The organism is Bradyrhizobium commune, assembly GCF_015624505.1.
Taxonomy (GTDB): Bacteria; Pseudomonadota; Alphaproteobacteria; order Rhizobiales; family Xanthobacteraceae; genus Bradyrhizobium; species Bradyrhizobium commune.
The window spans coordinates 72,492-89,832 of sequence record NZ_CP061379.1; the positions used below are offsets into that span (position 1 = coordinate 72,492).

Sequence of the window (17,341 nt, forward strand, 5' to 3'; positions counted from 1 at the left end):
GAACAAGCCATTCCGGATTGTCCAGCTTATCGCGGCAATCTGACGAGCGCATATGTGCCCTCGTCACGCGGCGCAATCGGCGCCGTCTTGAGGAGAGCCATCATGGAACAGCGAAAGCTCGGTTCAACCGGTCCCAACGTCTCCGCCCTCGGTCTCGGCTGCATGGCGATGTCGGACGCCTATGGTCCAGCCGATCGCGGCGAGAGCATCGCCACGATCCATGCCGCGCTCGATGCCGGCATCACGCTGCTCGACACCGGCGATTTCTACGCGATGGGCCACAACGAGATGCTGGTGCGCGAAGCGCTGAAAGAAGTGCCGCGCGAAAAAGTGCAGATCAGCGTCAAGTTCGGCGCACTGCGCGGCCCTGCCGGCGAGTTCGCCGGCATGGATACAAGACCGGCCGCGATGAAGAACTTTCTCGCCTATTCGCTGCAACGTCTCGGCACCGACCATATCGACGTCTACCGCCCGGCGCGTCTCGATCCGAGCATTCCCATCGAGGAGACGATCGGCGGCATCGCCGAGATGGTGAAGGCCGGTTACATCAGGCATATCGGCCTGTCCGAGGTCGGCTCCGACACGATCCGCCGTGCGCACGCGGTGCACCCGATCGTCGATCTCCAGATCGAATATTCGCTGATCGAGCGCGGCATCGAGCGCGACATCCTGAAGACCTGCCGCGAGCTCGGCATCGCCATCACGGCTTACGGCGTGCTGGCGCGCGGCCTGATCAGCGGCCATTGGTCGAAGGAGAGCGGCAAGACCGGCAAGGACTACCGGCTGATGACGCCGCGCTTCCAGGGCGCGAACCTTGACGCCAATCTCGCGCTGGTGGAGCAGCTGCGCGCGATTGCCGCCGAGATCGGCGCGACGCCGGCGCAGGTCGCAATCGCCTGGGTGGCCGCGCAAGGCAAGGAGATCGTGCCGCTGATCGGCGCCAAGACCCGCGCCCGTCTCACCGAGGCGCTTGGCGCGACCAAGGTGACGCTGACGCCAGCCCATCTCGCGGCGCTGGCAAAAGCCTTCCCGCCAAACGTCGCCGCCGGCATGCGCTACGCGGCCGAGCAGATGGCGCATCTCGACAGCGAGAAGCCGGCCACGAGGTAACGGCAGCAATCAGTCGCGATGGGCGCTGAGATCGGTGATCACAGGCCCATCGCCGTTGAGCGGATTGGCTGGATCGCGCGCATAGCGCAACGTCTCGAAGCGCATCGCGCGCGCATCGATCATCAGGAGGCGGCCGATGAGGCCGTCGCCGAAACCGACGATCTCGCGGATCGCCTCCAGCGCCATCATCGAGCCCATCACGCCCGCAAGCGCGCCCATGACGCCGGCCTCGGCGCAGGCCGGCACGGTGCCCGGCGGCGGCGCGTCCGGAAACAGGCAGCGATAGGTCGGATTGAACACGCCCTGCTCGTTGGTCTCATGCGCGCGAATGGTGGTGAGCGAGCCGTCGAAAGTGCCGAGCGCCGCCGTGATCAGCGGCCGCTTCGCGAAGAAGCAGGCATCCGAGACCAGATAGCGCGTCGAGAAATTGTCGGAGCCGTCGAGCACGAGATCGTAGTCGCCGATCAGGCTCATCGCGTTGTCGGCGTTGAGCCAGGTGGCGTGGCCGACGAAGCGCACATGCGGATTGAGCTCCGCGATGCGCTCGGCGGCGCTCTCGACCTTGTGCCGGCCGATGTCGGGCGTGGTGTGGATCACCTGGCGCTGGAGATTTGACAGCGACACGACGTCGTCATCGACCACGCCGAGCGTGCCGATGCCGGCGGCAGCCAGATACATCAGCGCGGGCGCGCCAAGCCCACCGGCGCCGATCACCAGCACGGAGGCCCGCTTCAGCGCGGCCTGGCCGGGACCGCCGACATCGCGCAGCACGATATGGCGGGCATAGCGTTCGAGTTCGTCCGGGCTGAGCACGCTCTTTGACTCCTGAACCACCCCAACATTGTTCGCGACCAACGAGATGTGCTTCAATGGCAGCGCGTTCAATGGGCTGGCTGGATTTGTCATGAGATCGATGCTTGCGGCAACACTGATGTTTGTGGCTGCCACGGCTGCCAACGCCCAGATGACGGCGCCGCAGCTCCCCGGCGCCAAGCCGAAGCTGGTCCAGACCGTTCCGATCCGCCCGCCGGCCTTGCAGACGCCGTCGGAGACCGCAGATGCGATGGCGCAAGCCGAACGACTGTCGCTCCAGTCCGACCTCGCCTGGGTCGGCGAATATAACGGCGCGATCACCGGCGACGTCAGTTCCCGCATGGTCGACGCGATCAAGGAGTACCAGAAGAGCAAGGGCGGCAAGCCAACCGGCGTGCTCAATCCGCAGGAGCGCGCCGCGCTCGCCGAGACCGCACGGCGGAAGCAGGACAATGTCGGCTGGAAAATCGTGACCGAGATGACCAGCGGCGCGCGGCTCGGCATTCCCGCAAAACTGGTGCCGAATCAGGCGACCGACGCCAACGGCTCGAAATGGACCTCGCCAACCGGCACGGTGCAGGTGCTGCTCAGCCGCCGCAAGGAGGCGAGCCCGACCACCGCAAAGCTCGCCGAAGCGGAGAAGAAGGAGCCGGCGGGCCGCAAGGTCGACTACACTGTGGTGAAGCCCGATTTCTTCGTCCTGTCGGGGCTTCAAGGTCTGAAGAAGTTTTACGTGCGCGGCACCTTCAAGGGCGACGAGGTCCGCATCATGACGATCCTGTACGACCAAGCGACCGAGAACACGGTCGAGCCGGTCGTGATCGCGATGTCGAGCGCGTTCAATGCGTTTCCATCTGGGCCGCAAGCCGGGCCTGCGCCGCGCAAGACCGTCGAATATGGCACCGGCATCGTCGTCAGCGACGATGGCGCGATCGTCACGGATCGTCTCGTCACCGATTCATGCCTCGCGATCACGATCGGCGGTTACGGCAGTGCCGACCGGCTCGCTGAGGACAAGGAGCACGATCTCGCGCTGCTGCACATCTATGGCGCGCGCGGATTGAAGCCGCTGAGCCTCACGGGCGGCGCGGCGAAAACCAGTGTCGATGTCGTCGGCATCGCCGATCCCCAGAGCCAGGGCGGCGCCGCGGGCGTGTCGAGCGTCAAGGCGGCGCTGGCACCGGTGACGTCAAGCGATTCCGCTCTGTCGCCGCCGCCGGCGGTCGGCTTCTCCGGTAGCCCTGCGATCGATGGCGACGGCAAGTTTGGCGGCATTGCATTGCTGAAGCCGGCCATGGTTGCGGGGCCGGCGACGGCCGTGCCGACCTCACAAGCCGTGATGGTCTCGGCAGAGACCGTGCGCGATTTCCTGAAGGCGAACGGCGTCACCGCGAACGGCAACTCAACGGATACGAAGGCGGCCGCGGTGCGCGTGATCTGCGTTCGGAAATGACGATCAGCTCAACCTGAACCGCACCCCGCTCTTGGCGAGACCGCCGGATATCCCGACCGGCGTGCCGTCCGCGCGCCAGCAGGCGGCGCCGGTCATGGTGCCGTCATCGTGGAAGGCGATGCCGTTCATGCCGCCGGCAACTGTCGCGACCGGCTGGACCTTGTGGCCGAGCTTCTCGAGTTTTGCGCGCACGGCCTCCGGCATTTTCTGCTCGACCTCGAGCGCATTGCCTTCGGTCCAGACCCGTGGCGCTTCGACGGCTTCCTGCAAGCTCATGCCGTGGTCAATCAGGTTGACGAACGCCTGCATCGCGCTCGGGAAGATGCGCTTTCCGCCGGGTAGCCCGAGCGCATAGCGCAGCTTGCCGTCACGAAGCGCCATCATCGGCGACATCGAGGTGGTGACACGCTTGCCCGGCGCCAGCGACAGCGCATGGCCGGGACGGGGATCGAACAGGTTCATGTAATTGTTGGCGACGGCGCCGAGCCCCGGGATCATGATCTTGGCGCCAAAGAGATTGTTGATGGTCTGCGTGGTCGCGACCACGTTGCCGAAGGCGTCTGCCGCCGTCATGTGCGTGGTGTCTGCGCCCTCGAGCTGCGACACGCCGGCGCCCCAGGCCTGCGCCCGCGCCGGATCGATCGCGCGGCGGCGCTCTTCGGCATAGGCCTTCGAGGTCAGCCGCTCCACGGGCACGCCGACATAGTCGGGATCGCCGCTGGCCGCGGCGCGATCGGCGAAGGCGATCTTCAGGACTTCTGCGAGAAAGTGGATCGTCTCAGGCGTGCCGAAGCCGAGGCTGCCGATGTCGTAGCCTTCCAGGATGTTCAGCATCTGCGCGATGTGCACGCCGGAGGCGGCGGGCGGCGGCGGGCCAAAGATGGTCCAGCCGCGATAGTCGGCACGGATCGGCTGCCGCTCGACGGTCTTGTAATTGGTGAGATCGTTGCGACGGATGAAGCCGCCGGTGTTCTCCATATAGTCGACCAGGATGTCGCCGAGCGGCCCCTCGTACAGCGCCTTCTCGCCGTGATCGGCGATGCTGCGGAGCGTCTCGGCATATTCGGCCTGCACCACCCGCTCGCCGATCTTCAGGGGCGCGCCGTTCGGCAGGAAGATCGCCGCGATCGCCTTGTCCTTGCGCATCTCCGCCGCGCTCTCGCTGATGCATTCGTGCAGGTATGGCGTCGCCGCGTAGCCGCGCGCGGCGTGCTTGATCGCAGGCTGCATGACGTCGGCGAGGCTCATGGTGCCGAACCGGCGCAGCGTCTCGCACCAGGCCTTGAGCGAGCCGGGCGTCGCAACCGCTTTCGGACCATTGAGGTTCTCATTGCCGACGGTGTCGAACACGTCGTGGGCCGAGCCGGGCCTGGACGTGTAGGTGGTGTCTCGGACCGCCGCGGGCACCGTGCTCTGGCCGTCGATGACGCGATGGCTGCCGTCGGCGAGCCGGATATGGGCCATGCCGCCGCCGATGATGCCGACCATCATCGGCTCGACCACGGTCAGCGTGAACAGGGTCGCGATCGCGGCATCGATGGCGTTGCCGCCGGCCGCCAGCATCTCGGCGCCGGCGCTGGAGGCCAAAGGGTGGTTGCTGACCACCATGCCGCGGCTCGAGACCGCCGGCATCTTCTGGCATTCAAAGCTCGTTGCCGTCCGGTCGCGCCAGTTTCCGCTCATGCCGCTTGCTCCCTTTATTCACGGCGGCGAGCACATCACACGCACGATTACGGGTCCAGTAATGGTACGGATTAGCTGGCATTCCCGATTCTGCCATCATCGTGACTGCTGATTCGGACATCCGCGATCCCTTTGGATCGGGCAAGGCACGTCCTGAGCGAGAAGAGCTCAGCATCGCAAACGATGCACGTTCGCGTGGCGTTTCCCTGACCCAAGCACTCCAAAGGATCTATCTTCGATGCACACGATCGTACTGGCCACCCAAAAGGGTGGCAGTGGCAAAAGCACCCTCGCCATCGGCCTCGCGCTGGCGGCCAAGCAGGCCGGCTTCACCGTCCGCCTGATCGAGACCGACCCGCAGGGCACCCTGTCCAACTGGCAGCGCCGCCGCACCTCCGATGATCTCGTGGTCGAGCCGATCTATCACGCGGCCGACATCGCGCCGCGGCTGAAGATGCTGGCCGACAGCGGCCTCCAGCTCGCGATCGTCGACACCGCGGCCGGCCTGTCCGCCGCGACCACCGCCGCGATCCGCCATTCCGATCTCTGCCTGATCCCGGCCCGCCCGAGCGTCGCCGACATCGAGGCGACCGTCTCCACGCTCAGCGTCGCGCGGGCCTGGAAGCGGCCCTTTGGCTTCGTGCTGAACCAGACGCCGATCCGCGGCCAGCGCATCGACAACGCCGCCAACACGCTTGCCGAGGAAGCCGCCCTCGATCTCGCCGAGGTGCTCGCGCGCCCGCTGATCGCGATGCGCAACGACCACCAGGACTCGCTCGCAAGCGGTCTCGCCGTCAGCGAGTTCGCGCCGAACGGCAAGTCGACCGAGGAGATCCGCAGCCTCTGGCAGTGGATCGAGACCCGGCTCAACATCTCGGCCACCAATGTGCTGATCGACCAGGTCATCTCGGCTGCCGAGGGCATGCTGCAAGTCGTCGCCGAACAGGCCGCGAACGAGACCACGACCCTGGCGTCCTGAGCGGGGCGATCGCTCGGACGACAGAGGGCCCTCCACCATCCGGCAGGGCCCCAGCGACGAAGCAATCCGGCCACCAGCCCGGCCGGATTGCTTCGCTTCGCGTTTTGACGACGGCAGGCGCCTTCGCGCAAAAATGTCGAAAACAACCCCATGCACAGTAGAACCGTTTGCTGCCAAGGCGCCGGGCGACGGCGCGCAGGCATCTGACTTATCAAGCAAAACGGCTACGCGCGCGCATCACCGCTCATTTCTGGCATTTCGGGCACCAGAAGGTCGAGCGGCCGTTCTGGGTGAAGCGCTTCACGGTGCCGCCGCAGCGTGGCGTCGTGCATGTCTCGCCTTCACGGTCATAGACCCTGAACGAGTGCTGGAAATAGCCGAGCTCGCCCGAGGTCTGGCGATGGTCGCGCAGCGACGAGCCACCGGCCTTGATCGCATCGTTCAGCACGGTGTGGATGGCACCGACCAACCTCTTCGCATGGTCCGTTGGTTCGCCCTTCCTGGTCGACAGCGTCGCGGCAATGCGACGCGGCGACAGATGCGAGCGGTGCAGCGCTTCGCAGACATAGATGTTGCCGAGCCCCGCCACGACGCGCTGGTCGAGCAGCGCGGCCTTCAGACTCGTGGTCTTGCCCTCGCAGGCGTGCGCCAGCATCGCGGCGTCGAATTCGTTGCCGAGCGGCTCGGGGCCAAGGCCGCGCAGCAATGGCTCCTCGTCGAGCGCATTGCGCGCGATCACTTTCATGTAACCGAAGCGGCGCGGGTCGTTGAAGACGATGTCGGCACCCGAGGACATCCGAAACAGCACGTGGTCGTGCGTGGAGTCCTTTCCCTTAGGATAGTGAAACTCGCCCGGCGCGGCCTCGTCATCCGGCTTGATGACGCGGAACGAGCCCGACATGCCCAGATGCATCAACAGAACGTCACCGGAGCCGAGATCGGCCATGAGATATTTTGCACGGCGGCCAAGCCCCGTGACGATCTGCCCCTGGAGCCGGGCCACGAAATCGGGCTGGAAGGGAAAGCGCAAATCCGGCCGGCGGGCCTCCGCGACGACGATTTTCGCGCCCTCCATGACCGGCTGAAGGCCGCGGCGGACGGTCTCGACTTCGGGCAATTCAGGCATGGTCAGGCATTCACCTTATGAGGGCGGTGTGATAGCGCCATTGCGGCGGCCGCGCTATGGTCGGCGTCGTGGAGTAGAGTAATGGATCGGCCGGGCGAAACCACGCATTTTGGCTTCAAAGACGTTCCCCTGGGGGACAAGCAGACGCTGGTGAACGATGTATTTCGCAGCGTGGCGTCGCGCTATGATTTGATGAACGATTTGATGTCCGGTGGCCTGCACCGGGTCTGGAAGGACATCATGATCACCGCGCTGGCGCCGCCCAAAAGCGACCGGCCGTTCGCGCTGCTCGACGTTGCCGGCGGCACCGGCGACATCTCGTTCCGCGCCGCCAAGGCGGCGGGCCCCCGCTTCCATGCCACGGTCTGCGACATCAATTCCGACATGCTCGCCGTGGGCCGCGAGCGCGCCGCCAAGCGCCATCTCGAAACCCAGGTCGATTTCGTCGAAGGCAATGCCGAAGCGCTCGCCTTCGCCGACCGCAGCTTCGACGCATATACGATCGCTTTCGGCATTCGCAATGTGCCGCAGATCGACCTTGCGCTGCGCGAGGCCTATCGCGTGCTGAAGCCGGGCAGCCGCTTCCTGTGTCTCGAATTCTCCACCGTCGAGATGCCCGGCCTCGACAAGCTCTATGATCTGTTCTCGTTCAAGGTGATCCCGCCGCTCGGCCGCATGGTCACGGGCGATGCCGAATCCTACCAATATCTGGTCGAATCGATCCGCAAGTTTCCAAAGCCGAACACCTTCGCCGACATGATCCGCGACGCCGGCTTTTCCCGCGTCAGCTGGCAGACCCTGACCGGCGGCATTGTCGCACTGCATTCGGGCTGGCGTTTGTGATCTCTGCCATCACCCACATTTCGCGCCTGATCCGCGCCGCGTTCGTGTTTGCGCGCGAGGGCGTGTTCGGTGCCGTCGACCCGAGCCTGGTGCCGCCGCCCGGACAGCTTGCTCTGAAGCTTGCGCGTATCGTCGAACGCCGTGGCGACAAGCAGGGACCACGGATCTCGCGCGCGCTGACACGGATGGGCCCGGCCTATCTCAAGCTCGGCCAATTCCTGGCGACGCGCCCTGATGTCGTCGGCTTCAACATGGCGCGCGACCTCGAAAGCCTTCAGGATCGCCTGCCGCCGTTTCCACAGGACGAAGCGGAAGCGGCAATTGCGACCTCGCTGGAGCGCCCGCTGAAAGACGTGTTCGCAAGTCTCAGTGCGCCTGTCGCAGCGGCCTCGATCGCTCAGGTGCATCGTGGCGAAGTGGAGCGCGACGGCGTCCGCAAGGCTGTCGCGGTCAAGGTGCTCAGGCCGAACGTGGCCTCGCGCTTCCGCCGCGATCTTTCCGATTTCTTCTTCGTCGCGGACAAGGCCGAGACCTATTCGTCCGAAGCGCGGCGGCTGCGCCTCGTCGAAGTCATCAACACCATGTCGCGCTCGGTCGCGATGGAGATGGACCTGCGGCTGGAAGCAGCTGCGCTGTCGGAGATGGCGGAGAACACGCAGGGCGATCCGGATTTCCGCGTGCCGACCGTCGACTGGGACCGCACCACGCACAACGTGCTGACGATGGAATGGATCGACGGCATCGCGCTGAACGACCACAAGCGCCTCGCAGAGGCGAAGGTCGATTTGCCCGATCTCGGCCGCAAGGTGATCCAGAGCTTTCTGCGCCACGCGCTGCGCGACGGCTTCTTCCACGCCGACATGCATCCGGGCAATCTGTTCCTGGATGATGCCGGCCGGCTCGTCGCGGTCGATTTCGGCATCATGGGCCGGCTCGGCATGAAGGAGCGGCGCTTCCTCGCCGAGATCCTGCTCGGCTTCATCACCCGCGACTATCGCCGCGTCGCCGAGGTGCATTTCGAGGCGGGCTACGTGCCCGCGCATCATTCGGTCGAGAATTTCGCGCAAGCGATCCGCGCAATCGGCGAGCCGATCCACAATCGCACGGCGGAAGAGATCTCGATGGCGCGGCTCTTGACGCTGCTGCTCGAGGTCACCGGCCTGTTCGACATGACGACGCGGCCCGAGCTGATCCTGCTCCAGAAGACCATGGTGGTGGTCGAGGGCGTGGCGCGCGGCTTTGATCCCAAGCTCGACATCTGGAAGGTTGCCGACCCCGTGGTGCGTGAGTGGATCGAGCGCAATCTCGGGCCGGTCGGCCGGGTGCAGGGCGCGCTGTCCGGCGGCGGCGATCTCGGACGCATCCTGATGCGTCTCCCGGATATCGCGGCGCGCTCGGTCGCGGTGCTGGAGCAGCTCGAGACCATGACGCGTGAGGGCCTGCGGCTGTCGCCGGAGAGCATCGCGGCGATGGGTCGAACCGAGGGCCGCAAGAACCGCTGGCGCACCGTGGCGCTCTGGATCATCGCCGCGACCTTCATCGGAATCCTGATCGCCGTTCGGAATCTATGATTGCACTGCAATCATAGATTTGATAGCATCGCTATCATTCCGTTCTGGAGAGCGTCATGGCGAGCCTGACCATCCGCAAGCTCGACGAGAACGTCAAAACCTATCTGCGGCTGCGCTCGGCCAAGAACCACAGGTCGGTCGAGGAAGAGGTCCGGGTCATCCTGCGGGAGCTGATCGAGGGCCGTGAGGAGCCGCTGACGCCGTTTTCGGCGCCGCCGGCTACATCCGGTGCGCCGGCGCCCCAGCGCACCGGCGCCGTCGCCGAGGCCAGCGTCACCCTGATCATCGGCGGCGGAATTGCGGCCTATAAATCGCTGGACCTGATCCGCCGGTTGAAGGAGCGCCGCATCGAGGTCCGCTGCGTCCTGACCAAGGCGGCGCAGCAATTCGTCACGCCGCTCGCCGTGAGCGCGCTCTCCCATGAGCGCGTATACGCCGACCTGTTCGATCCGCAGAGCGAGTTCGACGCCGGCCACATTCGGCTGGCGCGCGACTGCGACCTGATCGTGGTGGCGCCCGCGACCGCCGACCTGATGGCGAAAATGGCCAACGGCCATGCCGACGATCTCGCCAGCGCCATCCTGCTTGCGACCAACCGGAAGATCCTGTTGGCGCCGGCGATGAATCCGCTGATGTGGAACAACGCCGCAACCAAGCGCAACGTCGCGCAGCTTCAGCGTGACGGCGTGGTGCTGATCGGACCGAATTCCGGCGAGATGGCCGAAGCTGGCGAAGCCGGCGTCGGCCGCATGTCCGAAGCGGTCGAGATCGCGGCCGCTGCCGAGCGACTGCTGCGGCCGCCGGTGCCGCGGCCGCTCGCCGGCAAGCGCGTGCTGATCACCGCAGGGCCGACGCATGAGCCGATCGACCCGGTGCGCTACATCGCCAACCGCTCCTCCGGCAAGCAGGGCTTTGCCATTGCCGCCGCCGCGCAGGCCGCAGGCGCCGAGGTGATTTTGGTGAGCGGTCCGGTCGATCTCGACGACCCCGACGGCGTCACGGTGAAGCACGTGGAATCGGCACGGCAGATGCTGGAGCAGGTCCAGGCCGCGCTTCCCGCCGACATCGCAATCTTCGCCGCCGCGGTTGCCGACTGGCGGGTCGCCAACGAGGGCGAGCAGAAGCTGAAGAAGACCTCGGCCGGCATGCCGCCGCTTCAGTTGGTCGAGAACCCCGACATTCTCGCCACCATCTCGAAGCTGACCGACCGGCGCCCGCCGCTGGTGATCGGCTTTGCCGCCGAGACCGAGCACCTGATCGACAACGCCAAGACCAAGCTTGCGCGCAAGGGCTGCGACTGGATCGTCGCCAACGACGTCTCGCCGGCCACCGGCGTGATGGGCGGCGATCGCAACACCGTGCATTTGATAAGCCGCAAGAACGGTGTGAAGGACGGCGAGATTGCAGTTGATTCCTGGCCGGTGATGACCAAGGAACAGGTCGCCATCGAACTGGTCGCGCATGTTGCAAAGAGCGTGACCGAGAAATCCCGGGAGCCGGCATCTTGAGCAGCAAAGTCACGGTCGAATTGCAGGTTCTGCCCCACGCGGAAGGTCTGCCCCTGCCGGCCTATCAGACCGCGGAGGCCGCCGGCCTCGATTTGATGGCGGCGGTGCCGGAGGGCGAGCCGATGACGCTCGCATCAGGCCAATATGCGCTGGTGCCAACGGGACTTGCGATCGCGCTGCCGCCCGGACACGAAGCGCAGGTACGCCCGCGCTCCGGGCTTGCGGCAAAACACGGCGTCACCGTGCTGAACACGCCCGGCACGATCGACGCCGACTACCGCGGCGAGATCAAGGTGATCCTGATCAATCACGGCGCCACGCCCTTTGTGATCAAGCGCGGCGAACGCATCGCCCAGATGGTGATCGCACCCGTGGTGCAGGCCGCGCTGGTTCCCGTAGCCACGCTGTCATCGACCGATCGCGGCGCCGGCGGCTTCGGCTCGACCGGCCGTTAGCCGAACTGAGCATTGGTGCACCTCTCCCACTTGCGGGAGAGGTCGCGACGCGAAGCGACGCGGGTGAGGGTTCTTTCCTCTGGGGGATTGTCCCGTTGCGGAGACACCCTCTCCCCAACCCTCCCCCGCAAGCGGGGGAGGGTGCGCACCGTCATCGTGGCTAATGCACGGCAGATCCAGCCGAATGACCCGAAGAACTACGTGAACCGGGAACAACGCGCCCCGCATTTTTTCGAGGCCGCCTTTGCGTTCACGATCTGGACTCTTACCGCTGGAGTCACGGTGAGGGTATTGTCCTTTGATTCGCGCGCGGCGGGGGTCGCCGCGCGTAAATTTGTGCGGTCTTGGGGCAACTATGTCAGGCGTGATCGAGTCGATGCGTCGGACGCTGTTGTCGTGCACATCGTTGGCGCGCAACGGCCTGATGGGAAGCGCCCTCGCGGCGCTGTGGCCTGCTGCGCCGGCCGAGGCCGCCGATCTCGCCGACACGCTCTCGATCCTGCTGGACTTCAACCGCCAGGAGCTCGCGGTGCTCGCCACCGCGCTCGCGCTGCTTGGCTTCACGGTCGTGGCCGCGATCCTGCTGATGCGCACGCGGGTGCGCACGGCCAAGAACGAGGCCGGGCTGCGCGCGCGGATCCGGGAACTGCAACTCCAGGCCGACCGCTTCGGCGCATTGTTGTTTGCCGAGCCGCAGGTCCTGATCTCCTGGCCGGCCGGCGACAATCGCGCGCAGATTTCCGGCGACATCTCCATGGTGCTGCCGCGGGATTCGTCGCCGCAGCGCGTGCTCGCGTTCGGAACCTGGCTGCCGCCGGAGCCGGCGCTCCAGATGGACCACGCCGTCGACGCGCTGCGCGAGCGCGGCGACGGATTCCAGCTCACGCTGATCACCGCCAACGGCCACACGCTGGAAGCGCTCGGCCGCGCCATCGGCGGCCAGGCCATTGTCAGGATTCGCGAGCTCTCGGGCCTGCGCCGCGAGCTGGCCGAGACCAATCTGCGCCACAAGGCACTCACCGACGAGACCGAGATGCTGCGCGGCTTCGCGACCGCAGCGCCATGGCCGATCTGGGCCAAGGGCGAGAACGGCGCGCTGACCTACGCCAATCCGGCCTATGTGCGCGCGACCGACGCCACCAGCATCACCGATGCCCAGGAGCGCAAGCTCGAGCTGCTCGACAGCGCCGACCGCACCGCCATGGAGCGCAGCCTGAAGGACGCCGCCAGCTTCACCGCGCGCCTGCCGATCGTGACCGGCGGCGAGCGGCGCATCTACGACGTGCGCGCCGTCAATGTCGGCAGCGGCAGTGTCGGCGTCGCGATCGACGCCAGCGAAGCCGATGCGCTGAGCGCGGCGCTGGTGCGGATGGCGGAGGCGCATCGCCGCACGCTCGACCAGCTCTCTTCGGGTGTTGCCGTGTTCGACGGCCAGCGCCGGCTCGCCTTCTACAACGATTCCTACCGGCGGCTGTGGGACCTCGACCGCAATTTCCTCGACGCCAATCCCGACGATTCCAGCGTGCTCGACCAGCTGCGGGCCGCGCGCAAATTGCAGGAGCAGCCGGACTTCCGCGCCTGGAAGGCCAAGCTGCACGAGGCCTATCGCGCCGTCGAGGCCGCCAAGGACACCTGGTACCTGCCCGACGGCCGCGCGCTCTCGGTCGTCACCACGCCGAATCCGGAGGGCGGCGTCACCTATCTGTTCGACGACGTCACCGAGAGCCTCGAGCTCGCCCGCCGCTTCGACGGCATGATCCGGGTCCAGCGCGAGACGCTGGACAGCCTCGCCGAGGGCGTCGCCGTGTTCGGCAGCAACGGCAAGGCGCAGCTGTTCAACCCGGCCTTCGTCCGGATGTGGAAGCTGTCAAACGATGCGATGCGCGAGGAGCCGCATGTCCAGACCGTCGAGGGCTGGTGCCAGCAGCTGTTCGACGACGGCGTCGTCTGGCGCCAGATCCGCGAAGCCATCACCTCGATCGAGAACCGCGCCGACGTGCCGCTCAAGCTGGAGCGCAAGGACGGCAGCGTGCTCGACGGCATGATCCGGCCGCTGCCCGACGGCGCCACCATGCTGACCTTCCAGGACATCACCGACACCGAGAATGTCGAGCGCGCGCTGCGCGAGCGCAACGAGGCGCTGGAGACCGCCGACCAGATGAAGGTGGATTTCGTCCACCACGTCTCCTACGAGCTGCGCTCGCCGCTCACCACCATCATCGGCTTCGCGCATTTCCTCAGCGACCCCTCGACCGGGCCGCTGACGCCGAAGCAGGCGGAATATCTCGACTACGTCACCAAATCGACCAACGCGCTGCTGGCGCTCACCAACAACATCCTCGATCTCGCCACCATCGACGCCGGCGCCATGAAGCTGGAGCTCGGCCCGGTCGACGTCAGCAAGACCATCGAGCTTGCCGCCGAAGGCATCCAGGACCGGCTCGCCACCGACCGCATCCGCCTCAAGGTCGAGATCGCGCCCGATGTCGGCAGCTTCGTCGGCGACGAGAAGCGCGTGGTGCAGGTGCTCTATAATCTGCTCGCCAACGCCGTCGGCTTCTCGCCGCCGGATTCCACCGTCGGCATCAGCGCACGCCGGACCGAGCGCAGCGTCGTCTTCATTGTGACAGATTCCGGACCTGGAATACCCGCCGACATGAAGGACAAGGTGTTCAACTGGTTCGAGAGCCGCTCGCAGGGCTCGCGCCACCGCGGCGCAGGCCTCGGCCTGTCGCTGGTGCGCTCCTTCGTCGAGCTTCATGGCGGCAAGGTGCGGGTGGATTCAAGCCCCGGCAAGGGCACGGTCGTGATCTGCGATTTCCCGACCGACCAGGCGGCGCATCGCGACGCCGCCGAATGACCGAGCCGGCCACATTCTCCGTCGCGCTTGTCAACGAGACGGCCACCGCGCAGCTGATGGCCGATCTCGCGCTGCTGGTCGGACCGGGCGACGTCATCACCCTCACCGGCGACCTCGGCGCCGGCAAGACCGCAGCGGCCCGCAGCCTGATCCGCTATCTCGCCGGTGACGAGGCACTGGAAGTGCCGAGCCCAACCTTCACGCTGGTGCAGGGTTACGAGCTGCCGGCATTTGCCGTGATGCATGCCGATCTCTACCGCGTCGAGGACGAGAGCGAGCTCGAGGAGATCGGGCTGTCGCCGCTGCCGGACGCCACCCTCGTGCTGATCGAATGGCCCGAGCGCGCGCCGTCGGCGATGCCAGAGGATCGCATCGACATCGTGCTGACGCATCGCCCGGCGCTCGGCTCGACTGCGCGCGCGGCCGACATCACCGGTTACGGCAAGAGCGCGGCGATCGTTGCGCGGTTGAAGACGCTGCGCGAATTCCTCGACGCGTCCGGCTATATGGATGCAACGCGCAAGCGCATGCCCGGCGACGCCTCGACGCGTTCCTACGCACGCCTGATCCGCGACGACGGAATCGTCATTCTCATGAACTCGCCGCAGCGCCCGGATGGCGCAGCGCTCTATAACGGCAAGTCCTACAGCGCGGCAGTGCATCTTGCCGAGAACATCAAGCCGTTCGTTGCCGTCGACGAAGGCCTGCGCGTGGCGGGAATCTCAGCGCCCGCGATCCACCATTACGATCTCGACCACGGCTTCCTGATCTCCGAGGATTTCGGCAGTGAAGGCGTGATCGAAGGTGATCCGCCGCGCCCGATCACCGAACGTTACGAAGCTGCGACCGACGTGCTGGCCGTGCTGCACCGCAGGACATTGCCGGAGACACTGCGGCTGGCGGATCAGACCTACACCATTCCTGCCTTCGACACCGAGGCGCTGCTGATCGAGATCGGGTTGATGCCGGAATGGTATCTGCCCGATCGCAACGCGCCGCTGAGCGACGACAAGCGCGCGGAATTCTTCGCGATGTGGCGCGAGCTGCTGAAGAAGCCGCTGGCCGCGCCAAAAACCTGGATCATCCGCGACTACCACTCGCCCAATCTGATCTGGCTCGCCGATCGTACCGGCATGGCGCGCGTCGGCGTGATCGACTTCCAGGACACCGTGCTCGGGCCGCACGCTTATGACGTGGTGTCGTTGCTCCAGGACGCGCGTATCGACGTCCCTGAGACCCTCGAGCTGACGCTGCTGTCGCGCTACATCAAGACGCGCCGCGCAGGTGATGCGAGCTTCGATGCGGCCGGATTCGCCGAGCTTTACGCCATCATGTCGGCGCAGCGCAACACGCGGCTGCTCGGCACCTTTGCGCGGCTGAACCGCCGCGACGGTAAGCCGCATTATTTGCGCCACCAGCCGCGGATCTGGACCTATCTCCAGCGTTCGCTGGCGCATCCCGCACTCGGCGCCCTGCGCGACTGGTACCTCGCCAATGTGCCGCCGCCGGGGTCGCAAACCGGAACCTGATTTACCGGCTGTTAGCCAAGCCGCCGGTATCATCGCCCGCTGGAGGCAAGGATCGAGGCAAGGCTGGAGCAAGGGCATATGGCGGTGAAGACGGACCAGCGCGGCAATAGCCGGGTGATTTTTGAACGCGGGATTCCCGCCCAGATGATGGGGATCGACGGCACCTGGCGGCGCGAATGCACCATGGAGGACGTCTCCGAATCCGGCGCCAAGCTGACCATCGACGGCTCGGTGGAAGGCCTGCACCTGAAGGAATTCTTTCTGGTGCTGTCGTCCACCGGGTTGGCGTACCGCCGTTGCGAGCTCGCTTGGGTCAATGGCGACCAGATCGGCGTCAATTTCCTCAAGCCCGGCGACAAGAAGAAAAAGGCGCGTTCCACATCTGTCGGAGCGTGAGGGCAACACCCGTCGTACAGCCGTCACGGCGGGCGATTAAGGCGGATCAGATGCGGGTGTGACCGACCGAATCCCGTGCTAGGGTTGCTGCAAACGCGAAATCCAAGAGTCTGAGAAATTCAAGAGTCTGAGACAAGGTCTGGGAAGAGTCTGAGAAAGCGAACGATGTCCGTCAAACCGACCAAAGCCATGGTGCTCGCCGCAGGGTTCGGCCTGCGCATGCGTCCGTTGACGGATAAGATGCCGAAGCCGCTGGTGCCGGTCGCCGGCCAGCCGCTGCTCGACCACGTGCTCGACAAGCTTGGCAAGGCCGGCGTGACCGACGCCGTCGTCAATGTGCATTATCTGCCGGACCAGATCATCGCGCACGTCGCAGGCCGAAAGCATCCGCACGTGACCATCTCGGACGAGCGCGACCAGGTGCTGGGCACCGGCGGCGGCGTGGTCAAGGCGCTGCCGCTGCTCGGCAACGCGCCGTTCTTCCATGTCAATTCCGACACGCTGTGGATCGACGGCGTGCGCTCGAACCTGGCGCGGCTGGCGGAAAACTTCGATCCCGCGCGGATGGACATCCTGCTGCTGATGGCGCCGACCGCGACCAGCATCGGCTATGGCGGCCGCGGCGATTACGGCATGACGCCCGACGGCGCCTTGCGCAAGCGCAAGGAAAAAGAGATCGTTCCGTTCGTCTATGCCGGCGCGGCGATCCTGTCCCCGTCGATCTTCGCCGATGCGCCGAACGGCGAGTTCTCGCTGACGAAAATGTTCGACCGCGCCAATGAGCAGGAGCGCCTGTTCGGCCTTCGTCTCGACGGCGTCTGGATGCATGTCGGCACGCCCGACGCGGTGCATGCCGCGGAAGAGGCGTTTCTGGAGAGCGTGGCGTAGGGCTGCGAACACGGTGCCGTAGGGTGGGTTAGCCCCGCGGATTGCGCGAAGCGCAAACCGCTAGGCGTAACCCACCTCTTTTGTTTCCGCGGCAGCAAAAGTGGTGGGTTACGTCATCGGACTGCGC

The 17,341-nt window shown here is 65.9% G+C and carries 14 protein-coding genes; 11 read left to right on the forward strand and 3 right to left on the reverse strand.

Features of this window, described 5'->3' with window-relative positions:
• The first annotated feature begins 102 nt into the window (after positions 1-102).
• On the forward strand, positions 103-1,110 hold the full coding sequence (locus IC761_RS00325) for an aldo/keto reductase (protein WP_195801347.1): 1,008 nt from the start codon (positions 103-105) through the stop codon (positions 1,108-1,110).
• Between the two features lie 9 nt (positions 1,111-1,119).
• Here IC761_RS00325 and IC761_RS00330 read toward each other — a convergent pair whose 3' ends face one another.
• Positions 1,120-1,923 carry a HesA/MoeB/ThiF family protein gene (locus IC761_RS00330; protein ID WP_195801348.1) on the reverse strand — a complete coding sequence of 268 codons (804 nt, stop codon included), beginning with the start codon at positions 1,921-1,923 and terminating at the stop codon, positions 1,120-1,122.
• Positions 1,924-2,014: 91 nt separating this feature from the next.
• Here IC761_RS00330 and IC761_RS00335 point away from each other — a divergent pair, with 91 nt between their 5' ends.
• Positions 2,015-3,376: a serine protease gene (locus tag IC761_RS00335; protein WP_195801349.1), complete on the forward strand. Its 1,362-nt coding sequence runs from the start codon at positions 2,015-2,017 to the stop codon at positions 3,374-3,376.
• A gap of 3 nt (positions 3,377-3,379) precedes the next feature.
• Here the strand turns inward: IC761_RS00335 and ggt are convergent, their stop codons facing one another.
• Positions 3,380-5,059, reverse strand: a complete 1,680-nt coding sequence (gene ggt, locus IC761_RS00340; RefSeq protein WP_195801350.1) for a gamma-glutamyltransferase — start codon at positions 5,057-5,059, stop codon at positions 3,380-3,382.
• Positions 5,060-5,297: 238 nt separating this feature from the next.
• On the opposite strand from ggt, the gene IC761_RS00345 reads away from it, so the two are divergent.
• The gene (locus tag IC761_RS00345) at positions 5,298-6,038 is read left to right on the forward strand and encodes a nucleotide-binding protein (protein WP_195801351.1); all 741 of its coding nucleotides are present in this window, start codon (positions 5,298-5,300) and stop codon (positions 6,036-6,038) included.
• Positions 6,039-6,282: 244 nt separating this feature from the next.
• Here IC761_RS00345 and mutM read toward each other — a convergent pair whose 3' ends face one another.
• The gene (gene mutM / locus IC761_RS00350) at positions 6,283-7,164 is read right to left on the reverse strand and encodes a bifunctional DNA-formamidopyrimidine glycosylase/DNA-(apurinic or apyrimidinic site) lyase (protein ID WP_195801352.1); all 882 of its coding nucleotides are present in this window, start codon (positions 7,162-7,164) and stop codon (positions 6,283-6,285) included.
• Positions 7,165-7,245: 81 nt separating this feature from the next.
• Here mutM and ubiE point away from each other — a divergent pair, with 81 nt between their 5' ends.
• From ubiE to IC761_RS00390, 8 genes are all read left to right on the forward strand, one after another.
• Positions 7,246-8,007 carry a bifunctional demethylmenaquinone methyltransferase/2-methoxy-6-polyprenyl-1,4-benzoquinol methylase UbiE gene (gene ubiE / locus IC761_RS00355; RefSeq protein ID WP_195801353.1) on the forward strand — a complete coding sequence of 254 codons (762 nt, stop codon included), beginning with the start codon at positions 7,246-7,248 and terminating at the stop codon, positions 8,005-8,007.
• Positions 8,004-9,578 carry a 2-polyprenylphenol 6-hydroxylase gene (gene ubiB / locus IC761_RS00360; protein WP_195801354.1) on the forward strand — a complete coding sequence of 525 codons (1,575 nt, stop codon included), beginning with the start codon at positions 8,004-8,006 and terminating at the stop codon, positions 9,576-9,578. Before ubiE ends, ubiB begins: the two co-directional genes overlap by 4 nt.
• Positions 9,579-9,634: 56 nt before the next feature.
• Complete coding sequence (gene coaBC / locus IC761_RS00365) at positions 9,635-11,086, forward strand: bifunctional phosphopantothenoylcysteine decarboxylase/phosphopantothenate--cysteine ligase CoaBC (protein WP_195801355.1); 1,452 nt, start codon at positions 9,635-9,637, stop codon at positions 11,084-11,086.
• Positions 11,083-11,541 carry a dUTP diphosphatase gene (dut, locus tag IC761_RS00370; RefSeq protein ID WP_195801356.1) on the forward strand — a complete coding sequence of 153 codons (459 nt, stop codon included), beginning with the start codon at positions 11,083-11,085 and terminating at the stop codon, positions 11,539-11,541. The genes coaBC and dut overlap by 4 nt, the downstream gene beginning before the upstream one ends.
• 355 nt (positions 11,542-11,896) lie before the next feature.
• The gene (locus tag IC761_RS00375; protein WP_195801357.1) at positions 11,897-14,401 is read left to right on the forward strand and encodes a PAS domain-containing sensor histidine kinase; all 2,505 of its coding nucleotides are present in this window, start codon (positions 11,897-11,899) and stop codon (positions 14,399-14,401) included.
• On the forward strand, positions 14,398-15,930 hold the full coding sequence (tsaE, locus tag IC761_RS00380; RefSeq protein ID WP_195801358.1) for a tRNA (adenosine(37)-N6)-threonylcarbamoyltransferase complex ATPase subunit type 1 TsaE: 1,533 nt from the start codon (positions 14,398-14,400) through the stop codon (positions 15,928-15,930). The genes IC761_RS00375 and tsaE overlap by 4 nt, the downstream gene beginning before the upstream one ends.
• Positions 15,931-16,008: 78 nt before the next feature.
• Positions 16,009-16,326 carry a PilZ domain-containing protein gene (locus tag IC761_RS00385; protein ID WP_195801359.1) on the forward strand — a complete coding sequence of 106 codons (318 nt, stop codon included), beginning with the start codon at positions 16,009-16,011 and terminating at the stop codon, positions 16,324-16,326.
• A 165-nt stretch (positions 16,327-16,491) separates the two neighbouring features.
• Entirely contained in the window at positions 16,492-17,214 is a 723-nt protein-coding gene (locus IC761_RS00390; protein ID WP_195801360.1) for a nucleotidyltransferase family protein, read from the forward strand.
• The last annotated feature ends 127 nt before the right edge of the window (positions 17,215-17,341 follow it).

Bases quoted from the DNA above. Each gene is read 5' to 3' on its own strand.
- ggt (WP_195801350.1), bottom strand. From the start codon at position 5,059: ATGAGCGGAAACTGGCGCGACCGGACGGCAACGAGCTTTGAATGCCAG.
- IC761_RS00345 (WP_195801351.1), top strand. From the start codon at position 5,298: ATGCACACGATCGTACTGGCCACCCAAAAGGGTGGCAGTGGCAAAAGC.
- IC761_RS00385 (WP_195801359.1), top strand. From the start codon at position 16,009: ATGGCGGTGAAGACGGACCAGCGCGGCAATAGCCGGGTGATTTTTGAA.
- ubiE (WP_195801353.1), top strand. From the start codon at position 7,246: ATGGATCGGCCGGGCGAAACCACGCATTTTGGCTTCAAAGACGTTCCC.
- mutM (WP_195801352.1), bottom strand. From the start codon at position 7,164: ATGCCTGAATTGCCCGAAGTCGAGACCGTCCGCCGCGGCCTTCAGCCG.
- tsaE (WP_195801358.1), top strand. From the start codon at position 14,398: ATGACCGAGCCGGCCACATTCTCCGTCGCGCTTGTCAACGAGACGGCC.
- IC761_RS00375 (WP_195801357.1), top strand. From the start codon at position 11,897: ATGTCAGGCGTGATCGAGTCGATGCGTCGGACGCTGTTGTCGTGCACA.
- IC761_RS00335 (WP_195801349.1), top strand. From the start codon at position 2,015: ATGAGATCGATGCTTGCGGCAACACTGATGTTTGTGGCTGCCACGGCT.
- IC761_RS00325 (WP_195801347.1), top strand. From the start codon at position 103: ATGGAACAGCGAAAGCTCGGTTCAACCGGTCCCAACGTCTCCGCCCTC.
- IC761_RS00390 (WP_195801360.1), top strand. From the start codon at position 16,492: ATGTCCGTCAAACCGACCAAAGCCATGGTGCTCGCCGCAGGGTTCGGC.
- coaBC (WP_195801355.1), top strand. From the start codon at position 9,635: ATGGCGAGCCTGACCATCCGCAAGCTCGACGAGAACGTCAAAACCTAT.